Annotated in this window: 26 protein-coding genes; 23 read left to right on the top strand and 3 right to left on the bottom strand. The window is 39.1% G+C overall.

What is annotated here, in order from left to right; genetic code table 11:
- On the top strand, positions 1 to 519 hold the full coding sequence (locus HMPREF2961_RS12855) for a dihydrofolate reductase (protein WP_002308859.1): 519 nt from the start codon (positions 1 to 3) through the stop codon (positions 517 to 519).
- Positions 520 to 592: 73 nt separating this feature from the next.
- Here the strand turns inward: HMPREF2961_RS12855 and HMPREF2961_RS12860 are convergent, their stop codons facing one another.
- Complete coding sequence (locus HMPREF2961_RS12860; protein ID WP_002344363.1) at positions 593 to 1,549, bottom strand: ABC transporter substrate-binding protein; 957 nt, start codon at positions 1,547 to 1,549, stop codon at positions 593 to 595.
- A gap of 165 nt (positions 1,550 to 1,714) precedes the next feature.
- On the opposite strand from HMPREF2961_RS12860, the gene HMPREF2961_RS12865 reads away from it, so the two are divergent.
- From HMPREF2961_RS12865 to HMPREF2961_RS12910, 10 genes are all read left to right on the top strand, one after another.
- Positions 1,715 to 2,521: an ABC transporter ATP-binding protein gene (locus HMPREF2961_RS12865; protein ID WP_070704969.1), complete on the top strand. Its 807-nt coding sequence runs from the start codon at positions 1,715 to 1,717 to the stop codon at positions 2,519 to 2,521.
- Positions 2,518 to 3,507, top strand: coding sequence for a FecCD family ABC transporter permease (locus tag HMPREF2961_RS12870; protein ID WP_070704972.1), 990 nt, complete (start codon positions 2,518 to 2,520; stop codon positions 3,505 to 3,507). Before HMPREF2961_RS12865 ends, HMPREF2961_RS12870 begins: the two co-directional genes overlap by 4 nt.
- A complete protein-coding gene (locus HMPREF2961_RS12875; RefSeq protein WP_070704975.1) occupies positions 3,504 to 4,514 on the top strand; it encodes a FecCD family ABC transporter permease in 1,011 nt (336 codons plus the stop codon). Before HMPREF2961_RS12870 ends, HMPREF2961_RS12875 begins: the two co-directional genes overlap by 4 nt.
- Before the next feature lie 142 nt (positions 4,515 to 4,656).
- A complete protein-coding gene (locus tag HMPREF2961_RS12880; protein WP_002320135.1) occupies positions 4,657 to 5,190 on the top strand; it encodes a 5-formyltetrahydrofolate cyclo-ligase in 534 nt (177 codons plus the stop codon).
- A 19-nt stretch (positions 5,191 to 5,209) separates the two neighbouring features.
- Positions 5,210 to 5,908, top strand: coding sequence for a rhomboid family intramembrane serine protease (locus HMPREF2961_RS12885; protein WP_070704978.1), 699 nt, complete (start codon positions 5,210 to 5,212; stop codon positions 5,906 to 5,908).
- A 20-nt stretch (positions 5,909 to 5,928) separates the two neighbouring features.
- Positions 5,929 to 6,141, top strand: a complete 213-nt coding sequence (locus HMPREF2961_RS12890) for a YqgQ family protein (protein ID WP_002293902.1) — start codon at positions 5,929 to 5,931, stop codon at positions 6,139 to 6,141.
- Positions 6,141 to 7,103 carry an ROK family glucokinase gene (locus tag HMPREF2961_RS12895; protein ID WP_002308870.1) on the top strand — a complete coding sequence of 321 codons (963 nt, stop codon included), beginning with the start codon at positions 6,141 to 6,143 and terminating at the stop codon, positions 7,101 to 7,103. The genes HMPREF2961_RS12890 and HMPREF2961_RS12895 overlap by 1 nt, the downstream gene beginning before the upstream one ends.
- A gap of 17 nt (positions 7,104 to 7,120) precedes the next feature.
- Positions 7,121 to 7,516 (top strand): rhodanese-like domain-containing protein, encoded by a 396-nt coding sequence (locus HMPREF2961_RS12900; protein ID WP_002308872.1) that lies wholly within the window; start codon positions 7,121 to 7,123, stop codon positions 7,514 to 7,516.
- Between the two features lie 164 nt (positions 7,517 to 7,680).
- Positions 7,681 to 8,046, top strand: coding sequence for a DUF488 domain-containing protein (locus HMPREF2961_RS12905; RefSeq protein ID WP_002314794.1), 366 nt, complete (start codon positions 7,681 to 7,683; stop codon positions 8,044 to 8,046).
- Positions 8,043 to 9,854, top strand: coding sequence for an FAD/NAD(P)-binding protein (locus HMPREF2961_RS12910; RefSeq protein ID WP_070704981.1), 1,812 nt, complete (start codon positions 8,043 to 8,045; stop codon positions 9,852 to 9,854). Before HMPREF2961_RS12905 ends, HMPREF2961_RS12910 begins: the two co-directional genes overlap by 4 nt.
- Positions 9,855 to 9,916: 62 nt before the next feature.
- On the opposite strand, the gene HMPREF2961_RS12915 is transcribed toward HMPREF2961_RS12910, so the two are convergent.
- Positions 9,917 to 10,084: a DUF3042 family protein gene (locus tag HMPREF2961_RS12915; RefSeq protein ID WP_002288457.1), complete on the bottom strand. Its 168-nt coding sequence runs from the start codon at positions 10,082 to 10,084 to the stop codon at positions 9,917 to 9,919.
- A gap of 246 nt (positions 10,085 to 10,330) precedes the next feature.
- Between HMPREF2961_RS12915 and galE the strand changes: the two genes are divergently transcribed.
- The 8 genes from galE to HMPREF2961_RS12955 all read left to right on the top strand — a co-directional run bounded on the left by galE (position 10,331) and on the right by HMPREF2961_RS12955 (position 17,812).
- Complete coding sequence (gene galE / locus HMPREF2961_RS12920; RefSeq protein ID WP_002314796.1) at positions 10,331 to 11,320, top strand: UDP-glucose 4-epimerase GalE; 990 nt, start codon at positions 10,331 to 10,333, stop codon at positions 11,318 to 11,320.
- Between the two features lie 11 nt (positions 11,321 to 11,331).
- A complete protein-coding gene (galT, locus tag HMPREF2961_RS12925; RefSeq protein WP_002314797.1) occupies positions 11,332 to 12,816 on the top strand; it encodes a UDP-glucose--hexose-1-phosphate uridylyltransferase in 1,485 nt (494 codons plus the stop codon).
- Between the two features lie 24 nt (positions 12,817 to 12,840).
- Positions 12,841 to 13,821, top strand: a complete 981-nt coding sequence (locus HMPREF2961_RS12930) for a LacI family DNA-binding transcriptional regulator (protein WP_002314798.1) — start codon at positions 12,841 to 12,843, stop codon at positions 13,819 to 13,821.
- A 193-nt stretch (positions 13,822 to 14,014) separates the two neighbouring features.
- Complete coding sequence (gene tsaB / locus HMPREF2961_RS12935; protein ID WP_033704982.1) at positions 14,015 to 14,737, top strand: tRNA (adenosine(37)-N6)-threonylcarbamoyltransferase complex dimerization subunit type 1 TsaB; 723 nt, start codon at positions 14,015 to 14,017, stop codon at positions 14,735 to 14,737.
- Entirely contained in the window at positions 14,721 to 15,263 is a 543-nt protein-coding gene (gene rimI / locus HMPREF2961_RS12940) for a ribosomal protein S18-alanine N-acetyltransferase (RefSeq protein WP_002329349.1), read from the top strand. Before tsaB ends, rimI (HMPREF2961_RS12940) begins: the two co-directional genes overlap by 17 nt.
- Before the next feature lie 6 nt (positions 15,264 to 15,269).
- Positions 15,270 to 15,734 (top strand): ribosomal protein S18-alanine N-acetyltransferase, encoded by a 465-nt coding sequence (rimI, locus tag HMPREF2961_RS12945; protein ID WP_002308883.1) that lies wholly within the window; start codon positions 15,270 to 15,272, stop codon positions 15,732 to 15,734.
- Positions 15,731 to 16,747: a tRNA (adenosine(37)-N6)-threonylcarbamoyltransferase complex transferase subunit TsaD gene (gene tsaD, locus HMPREF2961_RS12950; RefSeq protein WP_002308884.1), complete on the top strand. Its 1,017-nt coding sequence runs from the start codon at positions 15,731 to 15,733 to the stop codon at positions 16,745 to 16,747. Before rimI (HMPREF2961_RS12945) ends, tsaD begins: the two co-directional genes overlap by 4 nt.
- A gap of 375 nt (positions 16,748 to 17,122) precedes the next feature.
- Positions 17,123 to 17,812, top strand: coding sequence for a CpsD/CapB family tyrosine-protein kinase (locus HMPREF2961_RS12955; protein ID WP_002314801.1), 690 nt, complete (start codon positions 17,123 to 17,125; stop codon positions 17,810 to 17,812).
- Between the two features lie 61 nt (positions 17,813 to 17,873).
- On the opposite strand, the gene HMPREF2961_RS12960 is transcribed toward HMPREF2961_RS12955, so the two are convergent.
- The gene (locus HMPREF2961_RS12960; RefSeq protein ID WP_002314802.1) at positions 17,874 to 18,575 is read right to left on the bottom strand and encodes a Crp/Fnr family transcriptional regulator; all 702 of its coding nucleotides are present in this window, start codon (positions 18,573 to 18,575) and stop codon (positions 17,874 to 17,876) included.
- Between the two features lie 460 nt (positions 18,576 to 19,035).
- Between HMPREF2961_RS12960 and arcA the strand changes: the two genes are divergently transcribed.
- From arcA to argS, 4 genes are all read left to right on the top strand, one after another.
- On the top strand, positions 19,036 to 20,265 hold the full coding sequence (gene arcA, locus HMPREF2961_RS12965; RefSeq protein WP_002308888.1) for an arginine deiminase: 1,230 nt from the start codon (positions 19,036 to 19,038) through the stop codon (positions 20,263 to 20,265).
- Positions 20,266 to 20,355: 90 nt separating this feature from the next.
- A complete protein-coding gene (gene argF, locus HMPREF2961_RS12970) occupies positions 20,356 to 21,375 on the top strand; it encodes an ornithine carbamoyltransferase (RefSeq protein WP_002288437.1) in 1,020 nt (339 codons plus the stop codon).
- A gap of 114 nt (positions 21,376 to 21,489) precedes the next feature.
- Positions 21,490 to 22,437 carry a carbamate kinase gene (gene arcC, locus HMPREF2961_RS12975; protein ID WP_002314803.1) on the top strand — a complete coding sequence of 316 codons (948 nt, stop codon included), beginning with the start codon at positions 21,490 to 21,492 and terminating at the stop codon, positions 22,435 to 22,437.
- 424 nt (positions 22,438 to 22,861) lie between these two features.
- Positions 22,862 to 24,553: an arginine--tRNA ligase gene (argS, locus tag HMPREF2961_RS12980; protein WP_002308891.1), complete on the top strand. Its 1,692-nt coding sequence runs from the start codon at positions 22,862 to 22,864 to the stop codon at positions 24,551 to 24,553.
- The last annotated feature ends 56 nt before the right edge of the window (positions 24,554 to 24,609 follow it).

Genomic DNA, 24,609 nt, shown 5'->3' on the forward strand with positions numbered 1-24,609 from the left:
ATGTTTATTTCAATGTGGGCACAAGATAGGAATGGTCTGATCGGCAAAAATGGATTGCTACCGTGGCGATTGCCAAATGACATGCGTTTTTTTCGTGAACATACAATGGATCGAATCTTAGTGATGGGAAGAAAGACCTATGAAGGAATGGGCGATCTCTCACTTCCTTATCGCCATATCATCGTGTTGACAACGCAACCGAACTTTCGCACGAAAGAAAATGCAGAAGTGATGCATTCAATCGATGAACTTTTGGCGTATAGTCAAACAATCTCAGAAGATATCTATGTTTCGGGTGGCAGTCGGATTTTTCAAGAACTTCTTCCTTACACCGGTCGAATCTGGCGGACATTGATTGATAGCACGTTTGAAGGAGATACGTATATTGGGGATATCGATTTTTCAGACTTCGCTCTTATAGAGGAATACGAGGGAATAACGGATCAGGAAAATTTATATGCCCATCGTTTTCAAAAATGGGAAAGAGTAAGAAATAAGGTTGTTTCAAAAGAAGAATAATATCCGGGTATTTAGTTTTTAATAATAAAAAAGCATCTCGCGAATGAACGTGAAGATGCTTTTTTAGTTAAAATCAGTTTAGCTTTTCTTTGATATCATTGACCATTTCCTGACTGGCAATAGGTCCATTATATAGCCAGCTAGATTCAGGGCCGAATTGCAGTACGTGATTGTCCTTCACTGCTTTGAGATTTTTCCAGCTTGGTTCATTGAACATAGCAGCATCTTTATCACTGTTTACAAGAATGATGTAATCAGCATCTAATTCAGCTAGTTTTTCCGAAGAAACAGCAGACCAGTCAGAAGTGGCTTCTTTGGACACTTCTTCTACTAAATCAGGCACACCAAATTTTAGATCGTCATATACGATTCTACCGCTTGACCGATTTTTGCTGACCATGAAGGCGGAGTTATTGGTCACCCATAACACTGCAGCTGTCTTGTTCTCAATTTTATCTGCTAATTCTTCGCGAGTGCTCTCGACGGATTTTTGATAATCGGAAATGACTTTTTCCGCTTCTTTTTCTTTTGCCAAAGCCTTGCCGACATCTTTTAGTTGTTCTTCCCATGTGACGTCTGTTCCATTTTTTACGACATAAGTTGGCGCGATTTTACTATATTGCTCGTATTTTCCACCTTCGACAGTAGCGGAAGAAGAAATCAACAGCAAGTCAGGTTCGAAGCTTAATACTTTCTCGTAAGGAAGATCATAAGAAATAGTTGGAACATCTTTCAAATCATCTTGCAGATAATCTTGGATAGAACCACTGCCCACTGTCCATTGGGCGATAGGTTTTTCTCCTAGGGAAATCAGATAGTCTTCTAAGTAACTGCCGATGATTCGTTTAGGTGCGTTTGGAATGTCGACTTTATGTCCAAGCGTATCTGTGACTGTATGCGTGCTGGTGGATGAAGTCGTCGAATTGGTAGTTGTAGCTGTTTCTTTATCTGAAGAGGGGGAGCAAGCGCTCAATACTCCAGCCAGCAGCAACATGCTAGATAAGGTGAATACTTTTGTTTTTAAGTTCATTTCTTTCCTCCTGACATAATTGAGAATCTTTCTCATTGGTTATTATTCCTGATATTTCGAATGCTGTCAACCGCTTCATTTAGCTATAGATATGAAAGTAGCGCTTGACGAAATAGTGAAACAGCGTCATAATTGAGAATGATTTTCAGCGAAAGGGTGGGTGAAATGACGAGACTAAGGGCAGCTGATATTGCAGTCGGCTACGAAAATAAAAAAATTATTGAAAACATGTCTGTTACGATTCCTGAAGGGAAAATCACGAGCTTGATCGGGCCAAACGGAAGTGGAAAATCTACTTTATTGAAAAGCTTTACCCGTATACTACCTGTGAAATCAGGAAAGATCATTGTCAATGACTCTGATATATCTACATACAGTTCAAAAGAACTTGCAAAAAAAATTGCTTTATTAGCACAAACTAGTGAACATCCTATAGGTATGACAGTAGAAGAAGTAGTATCTTACGGACGTTATCCCTATCAAAAACTGTTTAGTGGTATGGATGCACAAGATCATGAAGCAATCGAGTGGGCTTTGGATGCAACAGGTTTGTCTGGATATCGCACGCGAGATATCGCAACGTTGTCTGGTGGACAAACCCAGCGTGTCTGGATCGCTATGGCACTTGCTCAGGAAACAGATATCTTGATCTTGGACGAGCCGACGACGTTTTTAGATCCGTCACACCAATTAGAGATCCTACAGTTATTGTCTCAAATCAATCAAATAAAACAAACAACGATCTTGATGTCGATCCATGATATTAATCTTGCTTCACGTTTTTCTGATTATTTACTAGGCATGAAAGACGGTGAATTGATTACGGAAGGTACACCTGAAGAAGTGATCACAAAAGAGTGTATGAAAAAAATATTTGAGATTGATGCAACGATTGTCACACTACCAAAAACGAATAAACCAGTTTTTCTGACGTATGATCTGTTGCCAAAAGAGCAGGAGGATCAATTATGAAGGCTAGGAAAAAAAACAAACTCTTGCTTTTGATCTGTTTTGTTCTTTTGATCATTTTTTTTATTGCTCTTTCAAATGGCGCAGCGAGTGTGGGAAAAACAGCCTTTTGGCAGGCTTTGGTTGATTTTGATGGATCAAAACAAAGTCATCAGATCATAAGAAACATTCGCTTGCCTCGGGTCGCAGGGGCATTTCTCGTAGGGAGTTGTTTTGCATTGAGCGGTGCATTGATGCAAGGTGTGACAAGAAATCCGTTAGCAGATTCAGGTTTACTAGGAATCAACGCTGGTGCTTCGTTGGCAATGGCTCTTAGTTTTGCTTTTTGGCCCAAAGCTTCTGGGTTTTCTGTGTTTCTGGTGTCATTGGCAGGTTCTTTTGCTGTGACTTTGCTCGTGTTTGGCTTTTTGCAGTTTTCGAAAATGGGCATGAATCCTTTACAGCTGATTTTAGCTGGCGTAGCTATTAGTTCTTTTTTTACTGCAATCAGTCAAGCACTTACCCAATTTTTTAATCTACAGCAGGATCTTGCCTTTTGGTTTGTAGGTGGAGCTGCCAATATCACATGGAAACAGTTAACAGTGTTGTTCCCTGTATATGTGCTTGCTGTCTTGGTTTCTTTTTCATTAGGAAAAGCGATATCCTTGATTAGTTTGAGTGAAACTCATGCAATAGCTCTTGGAGGTCGTCCTAAACGAACACGGTTGATTGTTTTCTGTCTAGTTGCAGTGTTAGCAGCCATTGCCGTTTCGTTAGTCGGACCTGTTTCATTTATTGGGCTGTTGGTTCCGCCGATTGTTCGCGGAATGGTTGGGACAGACTATCGTTATGTCCTACCTGTCTCTTTTTTAGTTGGAGGCGGACTGGTCATGTTGGCGGATCTTGTAGGAAGGATGATCAATCCACCTTTTGAAACACCTTTTGGATTAGTCATTGCATTGATTGGCGTTCCGTTTTTACTGATACAAGTAAGGAGGGAACGACGGTGAAAAGAATATATTGGACGTTGTATTTCTTGCTTTTTCTACTTATCGTCTTGTCTGTAGGTAGTTTGATGATTGGCACGCCTTTTATTTATCTTGATCAGCTTTTTGACACGTTCATAGGGAAAGGCTCCTCTTCTTTGGCTTTGGCGCTGATTGTTGGAGAGTTTCGAGTTCCCCGATTACTGATCAGTTTATTAGCAGGAGCTTGTCTTGGCGTTTCTGGCTATATCTTGCAAGGAGTGACGAGAAATGAATTGGCAGATTCTAGCATATTGGGGATTAATGCGGGAGCTGGATTTCTAGTGATGCTTTATTTAGGTTTCTTTTCACAATATTCTCTGCCGTTTCTGTTGCTAGTTGTAGCCTTTATAGGTGGTATTCTCGCTGCTTGCTGTGTGTATCTTGCGGCCTATGATCGAAATGGATTTTTAGGGATGAATCGTATCTTATTGTCTGGTATTGCCGTTAATGCTGGTCTTTCTGCATTAACGTTGTTGTGCACCATCCAATTGTCAAAGGAAAATTATGGATTTGTCAATGCATGGTTGGCGGGATCGATTTGGGGTGCGAGCTGGTCCTATGTTTGGGCGCTTCTTCCATGGGCGATTATCTTGATTCCGCTAGGAGGATTTTATGCGCAACGGATTGGCTTGCTATCATTTGGCCAAGAACGCGCGCAAGGATTAGGGCTAAATGTGAATAAAAGTCAAAAAATCCTTTTGTTGTTAGCTGTTGCTTTAGCAAGCGGTAGCGTAGCGGTGACAGGGAGTTTATCCTTTGTAGGACTACTGGCTCCTCATGCTGCGAAGCTAGTCGTACGTAAAGAAAATCATTGGACCTTTATTTTGAGCAGTTTGTTCGGTTCCGTTTTTGTACTTAGCGCAGATATTGTTGCACGAGTGATTCTACCAAGTGGGGAAATACCGACAGGGATTTTGATCGCCTTTTTTGGTGCGCCATATTTTCTGTATGTATTGTTTATCAGACAAAAACACGTGCTGAGCAGTTGAAGTTCATTAAAAGGCAAGAAGGCCAATCATCGTTAGGTCTTCTTTTTCTTTTATTTATACATTTATTTGAAAGTTCGATTGCTATTTTTCTTTTTTTCCTATACCATTTTATGAGAGAAGGAAAGGTGATTTTTTGGAGCAAATGAAAGAAAAATTACGCCGGCAAGGAATTGAAAAGCTGAAAAATCTGGCCAAAAGCGGCAAGAAAAAGGGCAAAGAACAGCGAATCTATGAACAGCTATTCGCAAGCGAGTACTGGAAGTCGGCACAAGTGATAGGGACGACTTTGTCAAATGAAATTGAGCTGGATACACAGCCGATTATCCAACGGGCGAAAAAAGAACAAAAGAAAATAGTTGTTCCTAAAACTTTACCAAAACGACAGATGGCGTTTTATGAAATGGATGAACACACCATTTTTGAACGTTCGAGTTTTGGCGTTCTTGAGCCACAATCAGAGAAGCTTTATTTGCCGGAAATGATCGACCTCCTCATTGTACCAGGGATTATCTACAATAGAGCCGGTTATCGTATTGGTTTTGGCGGTGGTTATTACGACCGGTATTTAAAAAATTTCCATCGAAAAACATGCAGCCTCGTTTTTCGAGAACAATTGAATGAACAATGGCAACCGGAGAGTTTTGATCAGAAGATCCAACAATTATTTATTGACTAAAATGAAATGGGAGGTTTTCATGAATTATCAACAGCAAATAAAAATGCGTGCATGGTTGAGGCGACCGTTATGGACCTATGTTTTTTTAGGGATACAGACAATAGTCTTCATTATAATGGAGTTGTTTCCGCGTCTTGAAATTCCTTATTATACTGGAATGTATGGTCCTTATCTTGTTCACTTCAATGAATGGTGGCGCTTAGTGACACCAATCTTCATCCATTTTGGAGTGATGCATTTCGTCATGAACTCACTGATATTGTATTTTATGGGGCAACAAATCGAGGCAATATACGGTCACTGGCGGTTTTTCCTGATCTATATGTTCAGTGGGATAATGGGAAATACAGCAAGTTTTGCTTTCAACGAAGCGAATGTTTTGTCTGGTGGTGCAAGCACTTCGATATTCGGATTGTTTGGTGCGTTGTTTATTTTAGGATTTCATTTTAAATATAATACGGCGATCCAACAACTAGTCAGACATTTTCTTTTATTTATTGCGATGACATTTGTTTTTGGTCTTCTTGACACCTCTGTAGATGTTTGGGGACATCTCGGCGGACTGGTGGGCGGTTTAGTATTAGGGAACATTTTAGGGCTACCGAAACAGCAGATAAGCTATTCGATACACCAGAAGATTCTTTCTACACTAGTTTTTGTATTTCTTTTTGTAATATGTATTTTACTGGGTTTAAAAAAATATGGTTTACTTGTATAATATGAAGGAAGTGCTTAAAGATGGAGAGCTTATATGATGTACAGCAGCTGTTCAAAAAATTTGGCATCTTTATCTATGTGGGTGCACGCATCTATGATATTGAATTGATGACTATTGAATTGCGGAATCTGTATGATAGCCGTTTGATCGATCATGATACATACATGACAGCGTGGCGCATATTAAAAAGAGAGCACCGAATTGAAGAAAGCCGAAAGAAAGGAAATTTGTAATGGACAAGAAAATTATTGGGATTGATTTAGGTGGAACAACAGCAAAATTTGCAATTTTAACACCAGAAGGAGAGATTCAACAAAAATGGAGCATCGATACCAATATTTTGGATGATGGCAAACATATCGTTCCTGAAATCATCGAATCAATCAACCATCGATTGAATTTATATAATATGAAAGCCGAAGACTTTATTGGAATCGGTATGGGTACTCCAGGAAGCGTGGACAGTGACGCTGGAACAGTTATTGGTGCATATAACTTGAACTGGACAGAAGTACAATTTGTGAAAAAACTGATTGAAGCAGGGACAGGAATTAAATTCGCTATCGATAATGATGCGAATGTGGCTGCTTTAGGTGAACGATGGAAAGGTGCTGGAGAAAACGATCCAGACGTTGTATTCGTTACTCTAGGAACAGGTGTTGGCGGTGGTATCGTTGCTGGCGGGAATTTGATCCATGGCGTGAGCGGAGCAGGCGGAGAGATCGGCCATATCACTGTGGATCCTGAAGGGTTCGAATGTACTTGCGGTAAACGCGGATGTTTAGAAACTGTATCTAGCGCTACTGGTGTGGTACGTCTAGGACGTTACTTGGCAGAAGAATACGCAGGAGATTCAAAACTGAAAGCAATGTTAGATAACGGTGAAGAAGTAACAAGTAAAGATATCTTTGAAATGGCTCAAGAAGACGATCCGTTTGCATTGATGGTTGTTGATCGCGTATGCTTCTATTTAGGCTTAGCTTGCGCAAACTTGGGGAATACATTGAATCCGTCAAGTATTGTGTTAGGCGGCGGAGTATCGGCGGCAGGAGAATTTTTACGCAGCCGTGTAGAGAAATATTTTAAAGAATTCACTTTCCCGCAAGTAAGAGAATCAACAAAAATCAAATTAGCAGAGCTTGGAAATGAAGCTGGTGTCATTGGCGCTGCCTCATTAGCCTTGAAATTTGCTTAAAAAAACGGAGGCATTACATGGTTTTATGGGTAATTAATATCATTTTGCTATTGATTGTGCTTGCAATCATCTTTTGGGAAGTCTATCTACGAGTAATGGCCAAGCGTTCAGCAACGACTTTGACAGAAGAAGAGTTTCGAGAAGGAATGAGAAAAGCACAAGTAATCGATGTTCGCGAAAAAGATGTGTTTGATGCAGGGCATATCTTAGGTGCAAGAAACATCCCTTACACTGTTTTGAAAGATTCACTAGGATCGATTCGAAAAGACCAACCTGTCTATATCTATGATCAAAAGAAAAGCTTGAGTATCCGCACGGCAAATAAATTACGTAAAGCAGGTTATAAAGAGATTTATTTGCTTAAGGGTGGTTATGACGGCTGGTCTGGAAAAATCAAAAGCAAAAAAGTATAAAGCATATATTTTTATGACAGCTTTGCAAAAACTAGATCAATAATCAGGTATTGACTAAGAAAAAATGAACGACGCGAGGGATAGTTGTGTCGTTCATTTTTTATTTTGTGCTATTATCTACATATAAAATATAAAAGAAAAAAGGCAGAAAGAAGGAAACAACTATGATCAAATTAAAGCGTGTTTACCTTGATGCTGAAGAAGAGGATGGCTTTCGGATACTCGTAGATAGGCTCTGGCCACGAGGGATTTCAAAAGAAAAAGCACACTTAGATCTATGGTTGAAAGAAATTGCGCCTAGTAATGAAGCACGCAAAGCTTTTGACCACGTACCAGAACGTTTTGCTTTATTTGCAAAGAAATATCAGCAAGAATTGTCTTTTGAAGAAGAAAAGACGCGAGCTGTTTCCGAACTCATCCAACTTATGAAAGAACATCCAGTCATTACTTTCGTTTATGGTGCAAAAAACGAGCACCAGAACCATGCCGTTGTGTTAAAAGAATTTATCGAAAAGGAGGTGTACAAATGAAAATAGGGATCATTGGTGCCGGACCTAGAGGATTAAGTGTAGCAGAAAGGATTCTGTATAATAATCAGGGCAGACATTCTCTTGAACTTATTCTTTTTGATCCAGAAGGTCCAGGCGGTCGAGTTTGGCGGTTGAATCAGCCGCCAGAATTATTAATGAACTCTGTTTCTCAACAAGTGACGCTTTTTACAGACGAGACGTTGTCCAGTGAGGGAACGGTAATGCCGGGACCTAATTTGTTTCAATGGAGTAAAGGACCTGCTACAGATTATATCGAACAGACGGTAACCAAAAATAAGCAACTATTTATAGAAGAAATTAACCGTCTGGAAAAAGACCAACAATCTACTCGTTGCCTATACGGACTTTATCAACGCTGGTTTTTCTCAAAGTTGCAAGAAGAATTTCCAACTTCTACTCAGCTTGTCTATTCTTTAGTGAAAAAGGTCAGCAAAGAAAAAGACGGTTTCCTATTACAGACAGATCAGCAAAGCTATCCTGTCGATCAGCTCATTTTAGCGAGTGGTCATTGGGAAAATGATCAGACAGAAGAGGAAAGAGCCTGGATAGACTATGCAAAGAAAAATGATTTACTGTATCAGCTTCCTTCTAATCCTGCAGATGTCGATCTTTCAAAGATACCGCCAAAAGAAAATGTCTTTCTAAGAGGGCTTGGTTTAAGCTTTTTCGATTATGTCGGATTGTTTACGGTATCAAGAGGAGGGTGCTTCGAAAACAAAAAGGGAAAACTGGTCTATCATCCATCTGGCAAGGAACCGATTGTATACAGCGGGTCAAGAAGAGGTCTGCCTTACTATCCTCGAGGGAGAAATCAAAAGCAAGGTGGAGCAATGGCATGGCCACGGCTACTTACAAAAGAGAACCTTGAGCAATGGCATCGATCGGGACTTTTGACTGGCGAAACATTTTTTGACTATCTGAAAAAAGACGCTGAGTTGTTTTATTACAAGAAAATCATCGAAGAACATCACTTGCCGATTTCAATGAAAACTTTTGAGCATGATTTTCTTTCCCTCTCTTCAGAAGAGTGTCTTGGAAAGTATCCAGCATTACTTCCTTACAAATGGTCTTGGTCGTGGCTAGAAACTCCTCTTACCTATCTGGATGAGTCCTTTGCAGAAGCTAGCCGAGCATTTATTGAAAGGCAGATAAAAGAAGCGGAAAAAGGCAATTGCACAGGGGCATTGACTTCGACATTTGATGCATTGAAAGACTGGCGTGATCCAATCCGGCAGGCTATTGAATGGCACGTTTTTTCGGCTAAGGAATACAAAGAAATACTGTGGGGATGGTTTACTCATCTAAACAGCTTTTTAACGATTGGTCCGCCAGTTATTCGGACGAAAGAGTTAGCAGCACTGATAGATGCGGGTATTTTTCATTTGATCGAACCGCCACTTGATATTCAGCAAAAGCAAAACCGTTATGTTATTTCTCTACAAGATAAAGAAATCAGCAGTCGCTATTTGATCGAAGCTCGTTTGCCACAAACAAGCTTTTCTCGTTCAAGTAATCCTGTCATAAAAAATTTGAAGGAAAATAAACTTGTTCGCTCTTTTTCGTTTTCAGATAATACAGGAAGTTATCATTCAGAAGCTATAGATGTTGAGCGAGGTACGAATCGCGTGATTGATGCTTCCGGGAAAATCCAGTCTGGCTTTTATTGCTATGGAATACCAGTTGAAGGTGTGGATTGGTTAACTGCAGCAGCAGCTAGACCTTATACAGATCCATGGAATTTGAGACAAGCAGATAAAATAGCACAACTTATATTGACTGACAAATAAAAATACGCATGATGACTTATCTGTTCTTTCACAAGTCTTCATGCGTATTTTTTAAATAATTATTAACGAGAAACGCGTTTGCGCATTGCTTTTTTACGATTTTCTTCGATCATTGCTTCTTTTTCGTCAATCGGATCGATCACTGTTTTTTTCACAGAAGCGACCAAACCAGCAACGGCAGCGGCTGTTGCCAAGCTACCTACTAATATTCCAGATACAAATTTTTTCATTGAATCCACCTCATTTATTATTTGTTATATCTATTATGGAACAAAAGAGAAAAAAAGGCTAGTTTTACGTTTGTTTGTAAACCTTTGCAAAAAATCCTTGAAAATGTTTACTAAATGTTTTATTATAAATTTACCAGATAAATTTACGAAATTTTACTTTCTTCTTTTCTACCATAAAGTAGACTTCGTTTTTTAAATTATATAGAATCAACAAACACAATTTCACTAATCAAAGGAGTGTTTTTTATGACAATTTTAGTACTAGGCGGAGCCGGTTATATCGGTTCGCACGCTGTAGACCAGCTAGTTCAAAAGGGGTATCAAGTCGCTGTGGTAGATAATTTACTCACAGGTCACAAACAAGCAGTACATCCAGATGCTCATTTTTATGAAGGAGATATTCGGGATAAAGAATTTCTACGTTCCGTATTTGAAAAGGAACCGATTGAAGGAGTAATCCATTTTGCTGCAAGCTCTTTAGTAGGAGAATCTGTCGAAAAACCATTGATGTATTTTAACAACAATGTATACGGTATGCAAATCTTGCTTGAAGTCATGCACGAGTTCAACGTGAATAAAATCGTATTCTCTTCTACTGCAGCAACTTATGGAGAGCCGAAAGAGTCTCCAATCACGGAAAATACACCAACTGATCCTAAAAATCCGTATGGTGAAAGCAAATTGATGATGGAAAAAATGATGAAGTGGTGTGATCAAGCGTATGGCATGCGCTATGTCGCTTTGCGCTACTTCAATGTAGCCGGAGCAAAAGCAGATGCATCTATCGGAGAAGATCATACACCAGAAACGCATCTTGTCCCAATCATTTTACAAGTAGCTCTTGGTCAAAGAAAAGCATTGGCTGTTTATGGAGACGATTACGATACACCAGATGGAACATGTATTAGAGATTATGTTCAAGTAGAAGACTTGATTGCCGCACATATTTTAGCTTTGGAATACTTGAAAGAAGGAAACGAAAGCAACTTCTTCAATTTAGGCAGTAATAAAGGGTACTCGGTCAAGGAAATGTTAGAAGCAGCGAGAGAAGTGACAGGGAAAGAAATCCCGGCAGAAATAGCACCAAGAAGAGCTGGAGATCCTAGCCGATTAGTCGCTTCAAGTGAAAAAGCGAGAGAGATTCTGGGCTGGAAACCTGAATACACAGATATCAAAGAAATTATCAAAACAGCATGGGATTGGCACGTCAGCCATCCAAATGGTTATGAAGAATAGGGGAATGAGATATGTCAATCAGTCAAACGATTTGTGATTTTGCCACACTTGCGATCGAAGCTGGCGGATGGATGGAAATGGACCGCTTATATTTACAGAATCGTCTTTTAGGGATGGTAGGAGAAGACGCTCTAGAAAGCGTCGAAGTAAGACCAGTTAAGGAAGAATCAGTAGACTTATTGGATCAGCTTGTCGCTAAGGCAAGAGAAAATGGTGTTCTTTCAGAATTACCAGCAGAACAAGAGATTTTTGAAGCACAATTGATGGATTTTCTTACACCGCCGCCTTCCGTTGTCAATGCATTCTTTGCACAGCATTATTCGAAAAGTCCAGAGGAAGCAACTGATTATTTCTTTGATTTAAGTAAGAAAAATGATTACATCAAAACAAGAGCCATCGCTAAAAATATCAAATTTCCAGCAGAGTCAGCATATGGTGAATTGGAAATCACGATCAATTTATCTAAACCAGAAAAAGATCCAAAACAAATTGCGGCAGAACGCGAGGCAGCCAAAGTAGATTATCCTACATGTATGCTGTGCATGGAAAATGAAGGATATAGAGGACGCTTGAATTATCCAGCCCGCACCAATCATCGAATCATTCGAATGAATCTAGATGGTGAAAGCTGGGGATTCCAATATTCTCCTTATGCTTATTACAATGAGCATTCGATCATTTTATCAGAGCAGCACCGTCCAATGAAAATTTCAAAGGAAACATTTGTTAGACTGCTTCGGATTACTGAAGTCTTGCCTCATTACTTTGTTGGTTCAAATGCTGACTTGCCGATTGTTGGAGGATCGATTCTTTCTCATGATCATTATCAGGCAGGACGTCATGAATTTCCTATGGCAAAAGCACCGATAGAAAAACTCATCAAATTAGCAGATTATCCGCAAGTCATCGCAGGAGTTGTGAAATGGCCGATGTCTGTGATCCGTTTGCAATCAACAGATAAAGAGTTGCTGATTGAAGCAGCTAATTCAGTGTTGGAAAAGTGGAAAGGATATTCGGATGAAACTGTAGAAATCCGGGCTTTTTCAGCAGATGGTACACCACACCACACGATTACGCCAATTGCACGAAGAAGGGACAATTATTTTGAGCTGGATCTTGTCCTTCGAGACAATAATGTTTCAGATGAGCATCCTGATGGTATTTTTCATCCGCATAAAGATGTCCAACATATCAAGAAAGAGAACATTGGATTGATCGAAGTAATGGGACTTGCTGTTTTACCACCTCGTTTGAAATCGGAACTAGCAGAAGTAGAGCGGTTCTTATTGGGAGAAGAGAACCAGATGGCTGAATATCATCGTCCATGGGCAGAACAGTTGAAAAAAGAGCATCCTGATTTGACGAAAGACGCGGTCACTGATGTTGTACAAAAAGCTGTAGGTCAGGTTTTTGCTCGTGTCCTAGAAGATGCTGGAGTGTTCAAGCGAGATGAAAAAGGACAAGCAGCGTTTGAGCGGTTTACTGCGATTTTATAAACGGAAAAAAAGGAGGAGAGACAAATGGCAACAATTAAAGACATTGCTCAGTTGGCAGGAGTTTCTCCTGCTACTGTTTCAAGAGTGCTCAACTACGATCCTGAACTTTCCGTCGGCTTAGCCACAAAGCAAAAAATTTTTGAAGCAGCGGAACGCTTGAATTATACGAAGCACCGCAAAAATGCAGCAAATGCTAAGCAAACCCTTCGTCTGATCCAATGGTACGATGATACAGAAGAACTTGAAGATCTTTATTATTTGTCTATTCGTTTAGGAATCGAAAAAAAGGCAGAAGAAGCAAACGTTACTTTGTTGAAAGAAACGTGGGATTCCATTAGTGAGCTTCCAGCAGATGGAACGATCGCATTAGGGAAATTCGATGAAGCTCAGCTGTTGGATTTGAAACAATCCCAACAAGCCTTGCTTCTGGTAGATTCTGATGGCACTTCTCAAGGAATCGATTCTATAGTTGTCGATTTTAAGTCGAGTGTTCAAAAAGTCATTGAGCACTTTGTTTCCCAGAATGCACAACATATCGCTATGCTTGCTGGAACAGAATATACAAAGAAAAACCATCAGCGACTAAGGGATCCTAGAATCATGGCATTCCAACAAGTTTTAGCAGAAAAAGGCTACGACGAAGGTTCAATTATCGAAGCAGATTTTTCTGTCGAGTCAGGCTATCAAGCGGTTAAAAAATATTTAAAAACAAACGAGCAGATTCCTGACGCACTTTTTGCGGCTAATGATGCATTAGCGATTGGCGCGCTGAAAGCGATTCAAGAAACAGGTTTAGCGGTGCCAGAAGATATTTCCGTGATGGGTTTCAACGATGTCAGTGTAGCGAAATATGTGACACCCTCTCTTTCTACTGTGAAAGTTTATACGGAATGGATGGGAGAGCTAGCAGTGGAGACGATCCTTCAACTAAGTAATTCCAAAGCACCAGTTTCAAGAAAAATCATTATGGAAACAGAGTTGATTGTTCGAGAGTCGACGAAATAAAAAAAGAAAAAGTTGTGGTAAAGTGTCGTGATACCGCAACTTTTTTTGTGTATGTAAGGAAGAAACTAGATTTGCCGGTCAGCAGATAATCATGTATCATTGTACTAGTTTTGCCTTTGATATTTTCATCATTGGAATAAAAAAGTATGCTACAATGGAAGGCGAGAATGTTATAGCAGAAAGGATCAAATATATGATTACATTAGGAATAGATACTGCAAATCAAACTTTGGCGATCGGTGTGGTGGAAGATAAACAAATTCTTGGGCAAATACAGACAAATATCAAACGCAACCACAGTGTGACGCTGATGCCTGCCATTGACCAATTGTTTGCAGATCTTCAAATGAGTCCCCAAGACATTGACCGAATCGCGGTTTCTGATGGTCCTGGTTCTTATACAGGACTTCGTATAGGTGTAACGACAGCGAAAACGATTGCTTATACACTAGATAAAGATCTAATAGGAGTATCTAGCCTGAAAGCCATCGCGGCTAATTGTGTCGGGGTGGATAAAATGATTGTGCCCATGTTTGATGCTCGAAGAAAAAATGTCTATGCTGGGGCATACCGCTGGAAAGAAAATAGATTAGAAACTGTACTTGAAGATGTACATATTGCTGCTTCTGATTTGTTTGCACAACTACAAGAGCTGAATGAAGCTATTTATTTCGTTGGGAGTGATTGTCATAAATTCATCTCTGAAATAAAAGAAATGCTACCTGATGCGATGATTAATACAGTTCCAGCATGGGATATCCCAAGTGGTGTGACTGTGGCTCAATTAGGTGCGTTGGATGAACCAGTTGCAGATAAACAAGCTTTTCTCCCTCGTTATTTAAAACGAGTAGAAGCTGAAGAGAAATGGTTAGAGACGCACACACCTGGAGATGAAAGCTATGTTGAAAAAATTTAAAGCATATGCTAGAAGCCTTTTTCAAGATAAAATGATCTATGCAGAAAAAACAATCGAACAAATCGATCGTCGCTATATACTAAGAGAATTGACTACAGAAGATATCAAAGAGCTGTTGGATGTCGAACGAGAAGTCTATAATGGCGAATTGCCATGGACCAAAAGTGCCTTTATGTCAGAATTGAAGTCACCACTTCCTCATCTATATTTAGGGATCTTTGATAATGGAAGAATGATCGGGTTTGTTGGCTCAAGGGCGTTCGGTTTAGATTGTCATATCACGAATATTGCTGTTCGACCGGCATATCAGCGTAAACGAATCGGTTCGCTGCTTATTGACGAAATCGAGAACTTTGCTATAATGAATCGCTGTGAGACGATGTCATTGGAAGTACGCATGAGTAATCAGGATGCGCAAAGACTTTATCGGAAATTAGGGTTTCAAGCAACGACGATCAAAAAAAGATATTACACTGAAACAAAAGAAGATGCGTTGGATATGATAAAAATTTTAGAAAATGAGTGAGATTAGTTGATTTGCAGAAAAAAAGATTTTGATGAAGCATATTTGGCAGAATGCGTATGGGCAATTAGCGAAAATGCTTATCCATATGGCTCACCTTGGACGAAGATGCAGTTTTTGACAGATATCCAACAGCCCCACACGGATTATCTGCTTTTAGTTGAAGATAACCAGATCTGTGGTTTTGTCGGGTATTCGAAAGTAATGGATGAAGTCGAAATCACGAATATCGCTGTTGCAGTTTCAGAACAAGGAAAAGGCTATGCACGGCATTTGCTACATCTGCTGATTGCGGAACAAATAAAAGATTCGCTGCATGTTTTTTTAGAAGTACGTCTGTCTAATGAAGCAGCAAGGAAACTTTATGAATCAGAAAAGTTCCGTATATTAGGTAAACGGAAATCATATTATCGCAATCCGACAGAAGATGCGATCATTATGAGCAGAAAGTTAAAAACGGAGACGATGAAATGAATGAAGAATTGATTCTGGCAATTGAATCAAGTTGTGATGAAACGAGTGTAGCGGTCGTTAGAAATGGAACAGAGATCTTATCTAACATCGTTGCTTCCCAAATAAACAGTCATAAACGTTTTGGCGGAGTGGTGCCTGAAGTAGCTAGCCGCCATCATGTAGAACAAATAACCTTATGCTTGGAAGATGCACTGGTAGAAGCTGGTGTATCGGCAGAAGATTTATCGGCAGTCGCTGTCACTTATGGGCCTGGACTCGTCGGCTCTTTGTTGATTGGTATTTCTGCAGCTAAGGCTTTTGCTTGGGCACACCAATTGCCGCTGATTCCTGTGAACCATATGGCAGGTCATATTTATGCCGCACGTCTGGTCAAACCATTCCAGTTTCCATTGATGGCACTTCTTGTTAGCGGAGGACATACAGAATTAGTCTATATGCAAGAAGATGGATCATATGAAATCATTGGGGAGACAAGAGATGACGCAGCAGGAGAAGCTTATGACAAAGTTGGAAGAGTATTAGGTCTTTCTTATCCAAGTGGAAAAGAAATCGATCAGCTAGCTCATCAAGGAAAAGATAATTATCATTTTCCACGAGCGATGATCCATGAAGATAATTATGATTTCAGTTTTAGTGGATTAAAAAGTGCATTTATCAATTTGGTGCATAATGCACAACAGCGTGGAGAAGATTTAGACAAAAATGATTTAGCAGCTAGCTTTCAAGCAAGTGTGATCGATGTATTGATTACTAAAACACTTCGAGCTTGTCAAAATTATCCAGTCAAGCAACTGGTTGTAGCTGGAGGTGTAGCGGCCAATCAAGGGTTGCGTGAAGGATTGCAAGCTGCTCTGTCAGCTAAACTCCCTGAAGTAGAATTAGTGATTCCGCCTCTGAGACTTTGTGGAGATAATGCTGCAATGATTGGAGCAGCAGCACATGTGGAAATGCAAAAAAGAAATTTTGCCAGCTATCAGTTAAATGCTGATCCAAGCTTGGTTTTATCTGAATAAATGAAAGAGAGTGTGAAAAAGCTGCCTTGCATCAAGTTATAAGAACAGCAAAGAAAAAACAGCTTCACATGTTTTTGACTTGGTTGAACTTATTACCGTAGATGCAAGCTTTTGAACACTATTTATTGTAATAAGGGTTGTGACAGATTTTTGTCACAACCCTATTTTTTGCCTATTTTTAATTGAATGTGTTATTTAAATTTATGAGATAACTTGTTTTAAAAATGTTTTATGCTGATATCTGTAATAAAAAATAGTTATTATATAAATTGTGTTCGTTTTTTTCCTGTGCTATGATTAATTCAATAAATCATAGGATTTATTCGTGTACATAGAAAGTCTGAATATAAAATGAAAAAAGAAAGTAGAGAGAATATGAAGAAAAAGAAAATAGCTGCCTCTCCGGTTCCTTTAGTTGCACTAGCTGATCAATCGATTACTGCCGAGAAATATCGAACGATCCGGTCCAATATCCAGTTTGCAGCGATTGATCGTGAATTGAAGACATTGGTCATCACTTCTTCCGGCCCAGATGAAGGGAAATCTATTACTGCCGCTAATCTAGCAGTAGTTTTTGCAAATAGTGGAAAACAGGTCTTACTTGTAGATGCCGATTTGAGGAAACCAACTGTAGCATTGTCTTTTCAATTGCCGCATAATGAAGGATTGAGTAATTTACTTAGTGAGCGTGAACGGATAGCGGACGATTACATAACTGAAACACATATAGAAAATCTTTGGATCTTGCCCAGTGGTCCAAAGCCGCCCAACCCTTCGGAAGTTTTAGGGACGAAAAGAATGGAAGAGATAATAGAGGAACTGATACTTGACTTTGATCTGGTCATCTTTGATATGCCTCCGGTAGCGACTGTAACGGATGCTCAAATCCTTGCAGCAAAAACGGATGGAACGCTACTTGTTGTCAGAGAAAGAAAGACAAAGAAACAAGAGTTGTTAAAAGCGAAAGAACTGTTGCAGATTGCAAAAGCAAATATATTAGGTGTAGTTTACAATGGAACAAAAAAAGAGAGTGATCTCACTTATTATTACCAATCATTTGAATAGACGAAACAAAAAGAAACAGCGCCCCCGATAAATATCAGGATCGCTGTTTCTTTTTGTCGCGTTATTCTCTCAAAGCTGGAGTAGTAGCGGTCTTACAGAAAGTAAAATGCTTTTTGTGATAATCTAACAGTCCTGAATCACGTAGTTGTTTGATTACTTGTCCAGCAGTTTCACGTGTCGTACCGCTATTCACTGCTAATTCTTTTAAGGTAATTGGATAAGGAATGGTGATATGGCCGTCTTCTGTTGGTACGCCAAGTTCTTCTTTCAAAATGAATAGATTTTGTTTCACTCGATCAAAAGCACTGGAGGTTAATCCAATTTGGATACGTAACTCATGTATTTCGACTACTTTAGAAATTTTTTGGATCATATAGATCAGTTGTTCAGGATTTTTTCGTGCTAATTTTTCATAGTAGGAAACAGGAAGATAGAAAGTTTCGATATCAGTCATCGCTTGAGCTGTATAAGTGTAGGTATCTTCTCCAAACATTCCTGACATAGGAAAAAGGTTATTGGTAGTCACGTAATCATAATAATAATAGGTGGCACTTTCATCGTAACGTTCTAAACGAACAAGTCCTTTGGTCAAGATATATAATCGTTGTCTAGGATCTCCATCATCAAAAAGGATTTGTCCTTTCTTATAGGAACGAAGAACAGTATGTTCCTTGATCTGTTGGAACTCTTCATCCGAGAAATGTTCAAAATCAGGTTGATATCTGAGTTTTGAAAAGTGAAAATCGATTTTATTAACACGCATTAAAAAGTCCTCTCCTTATTGTTCACTATAGTTATTGTTACTTTTTTTAAAGAATTTGTAAAGTTTTAACACATCTGGATTAAACATAAGTTTTAATACTTTACAAATAAAATTTGTTATTATGTAAAAAATATACATCTACATTGAATAATTTATTTTGAAGATAAGTATTTGTGTATAAAAAACAACAATAATACATATAGCAAACGCTAACAATATTAGTATAGTTTATTTTTTTGATTTATTCAAAAAAATTTTTTAGATGAATAAATATTTTTTTGGAAGTGTATACAGAATAAAAAATGAATAAATTACGCTTAAAATTAGAAAAACGTTTAATTATTTAATTATCGAATATTAATGTGAGGGATGTCTCATTTTGAATGAGACAAAATTATGAAAGTGATTACAAAAGGAGGCTATCCTATACATGTAATCAAAAAGAAGGAGGCAACACAACATGGATAAACCTATTCACGTTTTCTCTGAAATAGGGAAATTAAAGACAGTTTTACTGAAACGGCCTGGGCAAGAAGTGGAAAATTTGACACCAGATATTATGGATCGTCTGTTGTTCGATGATATTCCATATCTTCCGATTGCTCAAGAAGAGCATGACAACTTTGCAAAGACCTTGCAAAACGAAGGCGTCGAAACTCTTTACTTGGAAAAATTAGCAGCAGAAGCGATTGACGCAGGCAACGTCAAAGAACAATTCTTGAATAAAATGTTGGATGAATCTCATATCGCATCGAATGCAGTAAGAGATGGTCTTCATGAGTTCCTTCTATCAATGGAAACACAAGAAATGGTAGATAAAATCATGGCTGGGGTTCGTACAAAAGATATCGAAGTACGTTCTAGCAGCTTGTATGATCTTTCAGCAGACGACGACTATCCATTTTACATGGACCCAATGCCAAACTTGTACTTTACACGCGACCCTTCCGCATCAATGGGAAATGGAATGACCGTCAATAAGATGACTTTTGAAGCACGTCGTCGTGAATCGATGTTTACAGAATATATTTTGAAACATCATCCAAGATTTGCCAATAAAGGGATCGAAGTATGGTTGGATCGTGAAAATCCTGATCATATCGAAGGTGGAGATGAATTAATCTTAAGCGACAAAGTAGTAGCAGTTGGGATTTCTCAACGAACAAATGCAAAAGCTTTAGAAAAATTAGCACGCCATCTATTCGCAAAAAATTCAGGATTTGAAAAAGTATTAGCAATCAAAATCCCGAACAACCGTGCAATGATGCATCTGGACACCGTATTCACAATGGTAGATCATGACAAATTCACTATCCATCCAGCAATCCAAAGTAAAGACGGTAAGATGGATGTCTTTACGATCGAACCAGATGGTGATGATATCAAGATCACTCATTCAGATAACTTACACGAAACGATGAAAGCTGCTCTTGGATTAGATGATCTTGTATTGATTCCAACTGGTAATGGGGATGAGATCGTTGCCCCTAGAGAACAATGGAATGACGGATCCAATACATTGGCAATCGCTCCAGGTGTCGTAGTCACTTACAATCGGAATTACGTATCGAACGAATTGCTTCGTAGCTATGGTATCAAAGTGTTGGAAATCAATTCTAGTGAATTGTCACGAGGTCGTGGCGGTCCACGTTGTATGAGCCAACCACTTGTCCGTGAAGACTTGAAGTAGTTTATAACCTGACGACAGTCTTACTGTCAGCTGTCGTCAGGATTTCCTCTTTAATCTTAAATAAAAACAATCTAAAGGAGAATGTTTAATATGAAAGAATCAGTATTCCAAGGAAGAAGTTTATTAGCAGAAAAAGATTTTACAAAAGAAGAGTTACAATATTTGATCGATTTTTCAGAACACTTGAAAGACTTGAAAAAACGTGGGATCCCACATCACTATCTAGAAGGAAAAAATATCGCACTTTTATTTGAAAAAACATCTACACGTACTCGTTCTGCATTTACCACTGCAGCAATCGATCTAGGTGCACATCCTGAATACCTAGGTGCAAATGACATCCAATTAGGTAAAAAAGAATCAACAGAAGATACAGCTAAAGTGTTAGGTCGTATGTTTGACGGAATCGAATTCCGTGGATTCAGTCAAAAAATGGTAGAGGAACTAGCAGAATTCTCTGGCGTTCCAGTTTGGAATGGTTTGACTGACGAATGGCATCCAACACAAATGATCGCTGACTTTTTAACTATCCAAGAAAACTTTGGAACTGTAGAAGGTATCACTGTTGCATACTGTGGAGATGGTCGAAACAATATGGCTAACTCTTTATTAGTAACAGGTGCAATTTTGGGAGCAAACATGCGTATTGTTGCACCAAAAGAATTACAACCTGAAGAAGAAATCGTCAAAATGGCAGAAGGTTTTGCTGAAAAATCAGGGGCACAATTGATGATTACCGACGATGTTGATAAAGGTGTAGACGGAGCAGACGTGCTTTATTCTGATGTATGGGTATCAATGGGTGAAGAAGATAAATTTGAAGAACGGATCAAATTGTTGAAACCTTACCAAATCAATATGGAAATGGTAGAAAAAACACACAATACAGATCGTTTGATCTTCTTGCACTGCTTACCAGCTTTCCATGATACAAACACTGTTTACGGTGAACAAATGAAAGAACGCTTTGGCATCACTGAAATGGAAGTAACAGATGAAGTATTCCGCAGCAAATATGCTCGTCAATTTGACCAAGCAGAAAATCGTATGCATTCAATCAAAGCAATCATGGCAGCAACATTAGGTAACTTGTTTATCCCTCGCGTTTAAGCATAACCACATTCATCTCACGAAAAAACGAGTCAGCATTGAGGGAAAATCACAAAACGCTGGCTCGTTTTGTTATCTAGAAAATTCAGGAGAACTGAAGAAAGGACGAATGAAATGGTCAAACGAAAAGTAGTTGTCGCTTTAGGAGGCAATGCCATCTTGTCTACGGATGCAAGTGCAAAAGCCCAACAAGAAGCGTTAACGGAAACAGCAAAGTATTTAGTGAAATTTATCGAACAAGGAGATGAACTAATCATCTCTCACGGAAATGGTCCGCAAGTCGGCAACCTATTGATTCAGCAGCAAGCTGCTGATTCTGAGAAAACACCAGCAATGCCTTTAGATACATGTGTCGCAATGACGGAAGGGTCAATCGGCTACTGGCTCCAAAACGCGATGGGTGAAGTACTGAAGGAAAAAGGGATCGATAAAGATGTAGTTTCTTTAGTCACTCAAGTTATTGTGGATGAAAATGATCCTTCCTTCAAAAATCCAAGTAAACCAGTCGGCCCATTCTACACGGAAGAAGAAGCGAAAGAACAAATGAATGCTGATTCTACTGTGACATTCAAAGAAGACGCTGGACGTGGATGGAGAAAAGTAGTCGCTTCCCCTAAACCAATCTCGATCAAAGAAGCACGTGTCATCGAAACGCTAGTCGAACAAGGAGTTATCACGGTGTCTGTCGGCGGTGGCGGGATTCCTGTTGTAGAAACAGCGACCGGATTAGAAGGGCGAGAAGCCGTGATCGATAAAGATTTTGCTTCAGAAAAATTAGCCGAAATCATCGATGCAGATTTGCTCATCGTATTGACAGGTGTAGACAATGTGTATGTCAATTACCAAAAACCGGATCAAAAGAAACTAGAAACTGTTACTGTTTCAGAAATGAAACAATACATTGATGAAAAACAGTTCGCTCCAGGAAGCATGCTTCCGAAAGTAGAAGCAGCCATTGCATTTGTTGAAGCAAAACCGAACGCTAAGGCAATCATCACTTCTTTAGAAAATATCGAAAATCTTTTAGCTTCTGAAGAAGGAACGATTATCGTAGCTGATTAATTTGTTAAGTCTTTCGTATTTACGAAATGATTTATAACTATCCAGGTGGTATTTCTTCTCCTTTAGGCCATCTGGATTGTTTTTTTTATTAGAAACGACTAGCCTTTCGTTTTTTTTTTCTGATATAATTCAAGAAAGTTTAATAAGATTAAGATTTGTTGAACAAGAGAGTACTTGTATCATTCTTGGCTAGCGAATTCGGAAGTGGTGGAAGCCGAATGAAGGAGATACAACGAAGCGCACTTGGAGAATTCTGTTTTAAACAGACGGTCGTCTACCGATATCAGATGGAGCTGGTCCTTTTTTTAGGACAATTGGAGTGGTACCGCGGGAAATCTCGTCTCTAATGATGGCATACTAAGTATGTCGTCATTAGAGATTTTTTTTGTTGAACAAATAAGAGAGTATTTTAGGAGGAATAAAGATGAATAATAAAGATCTTGTCGCTAAAGCCGTCTATGACGTTGTCAAAGACGATTTGACACTTGAACAAGTCGAACAATTACTAGAAAATCCAAAATCAGCCGAACACGGGGATGTGGCATTTCCAGCCTTTTCATTAGCAAAAGTTTACCGAAAAGCGCCACAGCAAATCGCTGCAGATTTAGCAGAAAAAATCGACTCTGCCAACTTTGAAAAAATCGAAGTGGTTGGACCTTACTTGAACTTTTTCATGAATAAAGAACTTATCAGCAAAAAAGTTTTGCAAACAGTAGTGAAAGAAAAAGAACATTATGGGGACAGCAATATCGGGAATCAAGGAACCGTACCGATCGATATGTCTTCTCCAAATATTGCAAAACCAATCTCAATGGGACATTTACGTTCGACAGTTATCGGTAATTCGATTGGCTTCATTATGGAAAAAATCGGATACCAGCCAATCCGCATCAATCATTTAGGTGACTGGGGCACGCAATTCGGAAAACTGATTGTTGCTTACAAAAAATGGGGTTCAGAAGAAGCGGTCAAAGCAGAGCCAATCAATGAACTGCTTCGTTTGTATGTCCAATTCCATGAAGTAGCTGAAACAGAACCGGAATTAAATGAAGAAGCTCGTGCTTGGTTCAAACGTCTAGAAGAAGGCGATGAAGAAGCTATCCAATTGTGGCAATGGTTCCGTGATGAATCGATGAAAGAATTCAACAAAATCTATGATCTACTGGAAGTACAGTTTGATTCATTGAACGGTGAAGCTTTCTATAATGACAAAATGGATGAAATCGTCGAACTTTTAGAAGAAAAACATTTGCTGAACGAAGATAAAGGTGCGGAGATCGTTGACCTTTCTGCTTACGACTTGAATCCAGCATTAATCAAGAAATCAGATGGCGCGACACTATACATCACACGTGACTTAGCTGCCGCATTGTATCGTAAACGTACCTATGACTTCAAACAATCTCTATATGTAGTAGGGAATGAACAAAGTTATCATTTCAAACAATTGAAAGCTGTCTTGAAGGAAATGGGCTTTGACTGGTCTGACGACATGCACCATATCCCATTTGGTTTGATCACACAAGGTGGTAAAAAATTATCAACTCGTAAAGGAAAAATCGTCTTACTAGAAGAAGTATTGAATGAAGCAATCCAATCTGCTAAAGAGCAGATCAGCGAGAAAAACCCTGATTTAGAAAACAAAGATGTTGTAGCTAAACAAGTAGGGGTTGGGGCAGTCATCTTCCATGATTTGAAAAACGATCGTCTCAATACATTTGACTTCAACTTAGAAGAAGTTGTTCGTTTTGAAGGAGAAACTGGACCTTATGTGCAATATACACATGCTCGTGCAGTCAGTCTGTTGGAAAAAGCAGGATTCGTCCCTTCAGAAACAGCAGACTATGCGTTGAATGACGATATCAGCTGGGAAGTAGTCAAATTGGTTCAAAAATATCCTGAAACAGTCTTATCCGCTGGGGAAAAATATGAACCTTCAGTGATTGCGAAACATGCAATCAAATTAGCACAGGCATTCAACAAATACTATGCTCATACGAAGATTTTAGCTGACGATGAACAAAAAGAAGCACGCTTAGCTTTAGTGTATGCAGTGACTGTATTATTGAAAGAAGATCTTCGTTTGCTAGGACTTCATGCACCAGATAAGATGTAAGAAAAAAGAATGTGAAATCAGTGTTCAGCTCCGAGTCACAAGGAACAATTTCAAAA

It is taken from the genome of Enterococcus sp. HMSC076E04 (genome assembly GCF_001814285.1).
Lineage (GTDB): Bacteria > Bacillota > Bacilli > Lactobacillales > Enterococcaceae > Enterococcus_B > Enterococcus_B lactis.

What these genes read in the sequence shown, in the direction of transcription:
- HMPREF2961_RS12955 (WP_002314801.1), top strand. Translation starts at nt 17,123, where the DNA reads ATGAAGAAAAAGAAAATAGCTGCCTCTCCGGTTCCTTTAGTTGCACTA.
- arcA (WP_002308888.1), top strand. Translation starts at nt 19,036, where the DNA reads ATGGATAAACCTATTCACGTTTTCTCTGAAATAGGGAAATTAAAGACA.
- HMPREF2961_RS12930 (WP_002314798.1), top strand. Translation starts at nt 12,841, where the DNA reads ATGGCAACAATTAAAGACATTGCTCAGTTGGCAGGAGTTTCTCCTGCT.
- HMPREF2961_RS12895 (WP_002308870.1), top strand. Translation starts at nt 6,141, where the DNA reads ATGGACAAGAAAATTATTGGGATTGATTTAGGTGGAACAACAGCAAAA.
- HMPREF2961_RS12855 (WP_002308859.1), top strand. Translation starts at nt 1, where the DNA reads ATGTTTATTTCAATGTGGGCACAAGATAGGAATGGTCTGATCGGCAAA.
- argF (WP_002288437.1), top strand. Translation starts at nt 20,356, where the DNA reads ATGAAAGAATCAGTATTCCAAGGAAGAAGTTTATTAGCAGAAAAAGAT.
- HMPREF2961_RS12910 (WP_070704981.1), top strand. Translation starts at nt 8,043, where the DNA reads ATGAAAATAGGGATCATTGGTGCCGGACCTAGAGGATTAAGTGTAGCA.
- galE (WP_002314796.1), top strand. Translation starts at nt 10,331, where the DNA reads ATGACAATTTTAGTACTAGGCGGAGCCGGTTATATCGGTTCGCACGCT.
- arcC (WP_002314803.1), top strand. Translation starts at nt 21,490, where the DNA reads ATGGTCAAACGAAAAGTAGTTGTCGCTTTAGGAGGCAATGCCATCTTG.
- tsaB (WP_033704982.1), top strand. Translation starts at nt 14,015, where the DNA reads ATGATTACATTAGGAATAGATACTGCAAATCAAACTTTGGCGATCGGT.
- HMPREF2961_RS12890 (WP_002293902.1), top strand. Translation starts at nt 5,929, where the DNA reads ATGGAGAGCTTATATGATGTACAGCAGCTGTTCAAAAAATTTGGCATC.
- HMPREF2961_RS12870 (WP_070704972.1), top strand. Translation starts at nt 2,518, where the DNA reads ATGAAGGCTAGGAAAAAAAACAAACTCTTGCTTTTGATCTGTTTTGTT.
- HMPREF2961_RS12960 (WP_002314802.1), bottom strand. Translation starts at nt 18,575, where the DNA reads ATGCGTGTTAATAAAATCGATTTTCACTTTTCAAAACTCAGATATCAA.
- HMPREF2961_RS12915 (WP_002288457.1), bottom strand. Translation starts at nt 10,084, where the DNA reads ATGAAAAAATTTGTATCTGGAATATTAGTAGGTAGCTTGGCAACAGCC.
- argS (WP_002308891.1), top strand. Translation starts at nt 22,862, where the DNA reads ATGAATAATAAAGATCTTGTCGCTAAAGCCGTCTATGACGTTGTCAAA.
- HMPREF2961_RS12880 (WP_002320135.1), top strand. Translation starts at nt 4,657, where the DNA reads ATGAAAGAAAAATTACGCCGGCAAGGAATTGAAAAGCTGAAAAATCTG.
- rimI (WP_002329349.1), top strand. Translation starts at nt 14,721, where the DNA reads ATGTTGAAAAAATTTAAAGCATATGCTAGAAGCCTTTTTCAAGATAAA.
- HMPREF2961_RS12905 (WP_002314794.1), top strand. Translation starts at nt 7,681, where the DNA reads ATGATCAAATTAAAGCGTGTTTACCTTGATGCTGAAGAAGAGGATGGC.
- HMPREF2961_RS12860 (WP_002344363.1), bottom strand. Translation starts at nt 1,549, where the DNA reads ATGAACTTAAAAACAAAAGTATTCACCTTATCTAGCATGTTGCTGCTG.
- tsaD (WP_002308884.1), top strand. Translation starts at nt 15,731, where the DNA reads ATGAATGAAGAATTGATTCTGGCAATTGAATCAAGTTGTGATGAAACG.
- HMPREF2961_RS12865 (WP_070704969.1), top strand. Translation starts at nt 1,715, where the DNA reads ATGACGAGACTAAGGGCAGCTGATATTGCAGTCGGCTACGAAAATAAA.
- HMPREF2961_RS12900 (WP_002308872.1), top strand. Translation starts at nt 7,121, where the DNA reads ATGGTTTTATGGGTAATTAATATCATTTTGCTATTGATTGTGCTTGCA.
- HMPREF2961_RS12885 (WP_070704978.1), top strand. Translation starts at nt 5,210, where the DNA reads ATGAATTATCAACAGCAAATAAAAATGCGTGCATGGTTGAGGCGACCG.
- galT (WP_002314797.1), top strand. Translation starts at nt 11,332, where the DNA reads ATGTCAATCAGTCAAACGATTTGTGATTTTGCCACACTTGCGATCGAA.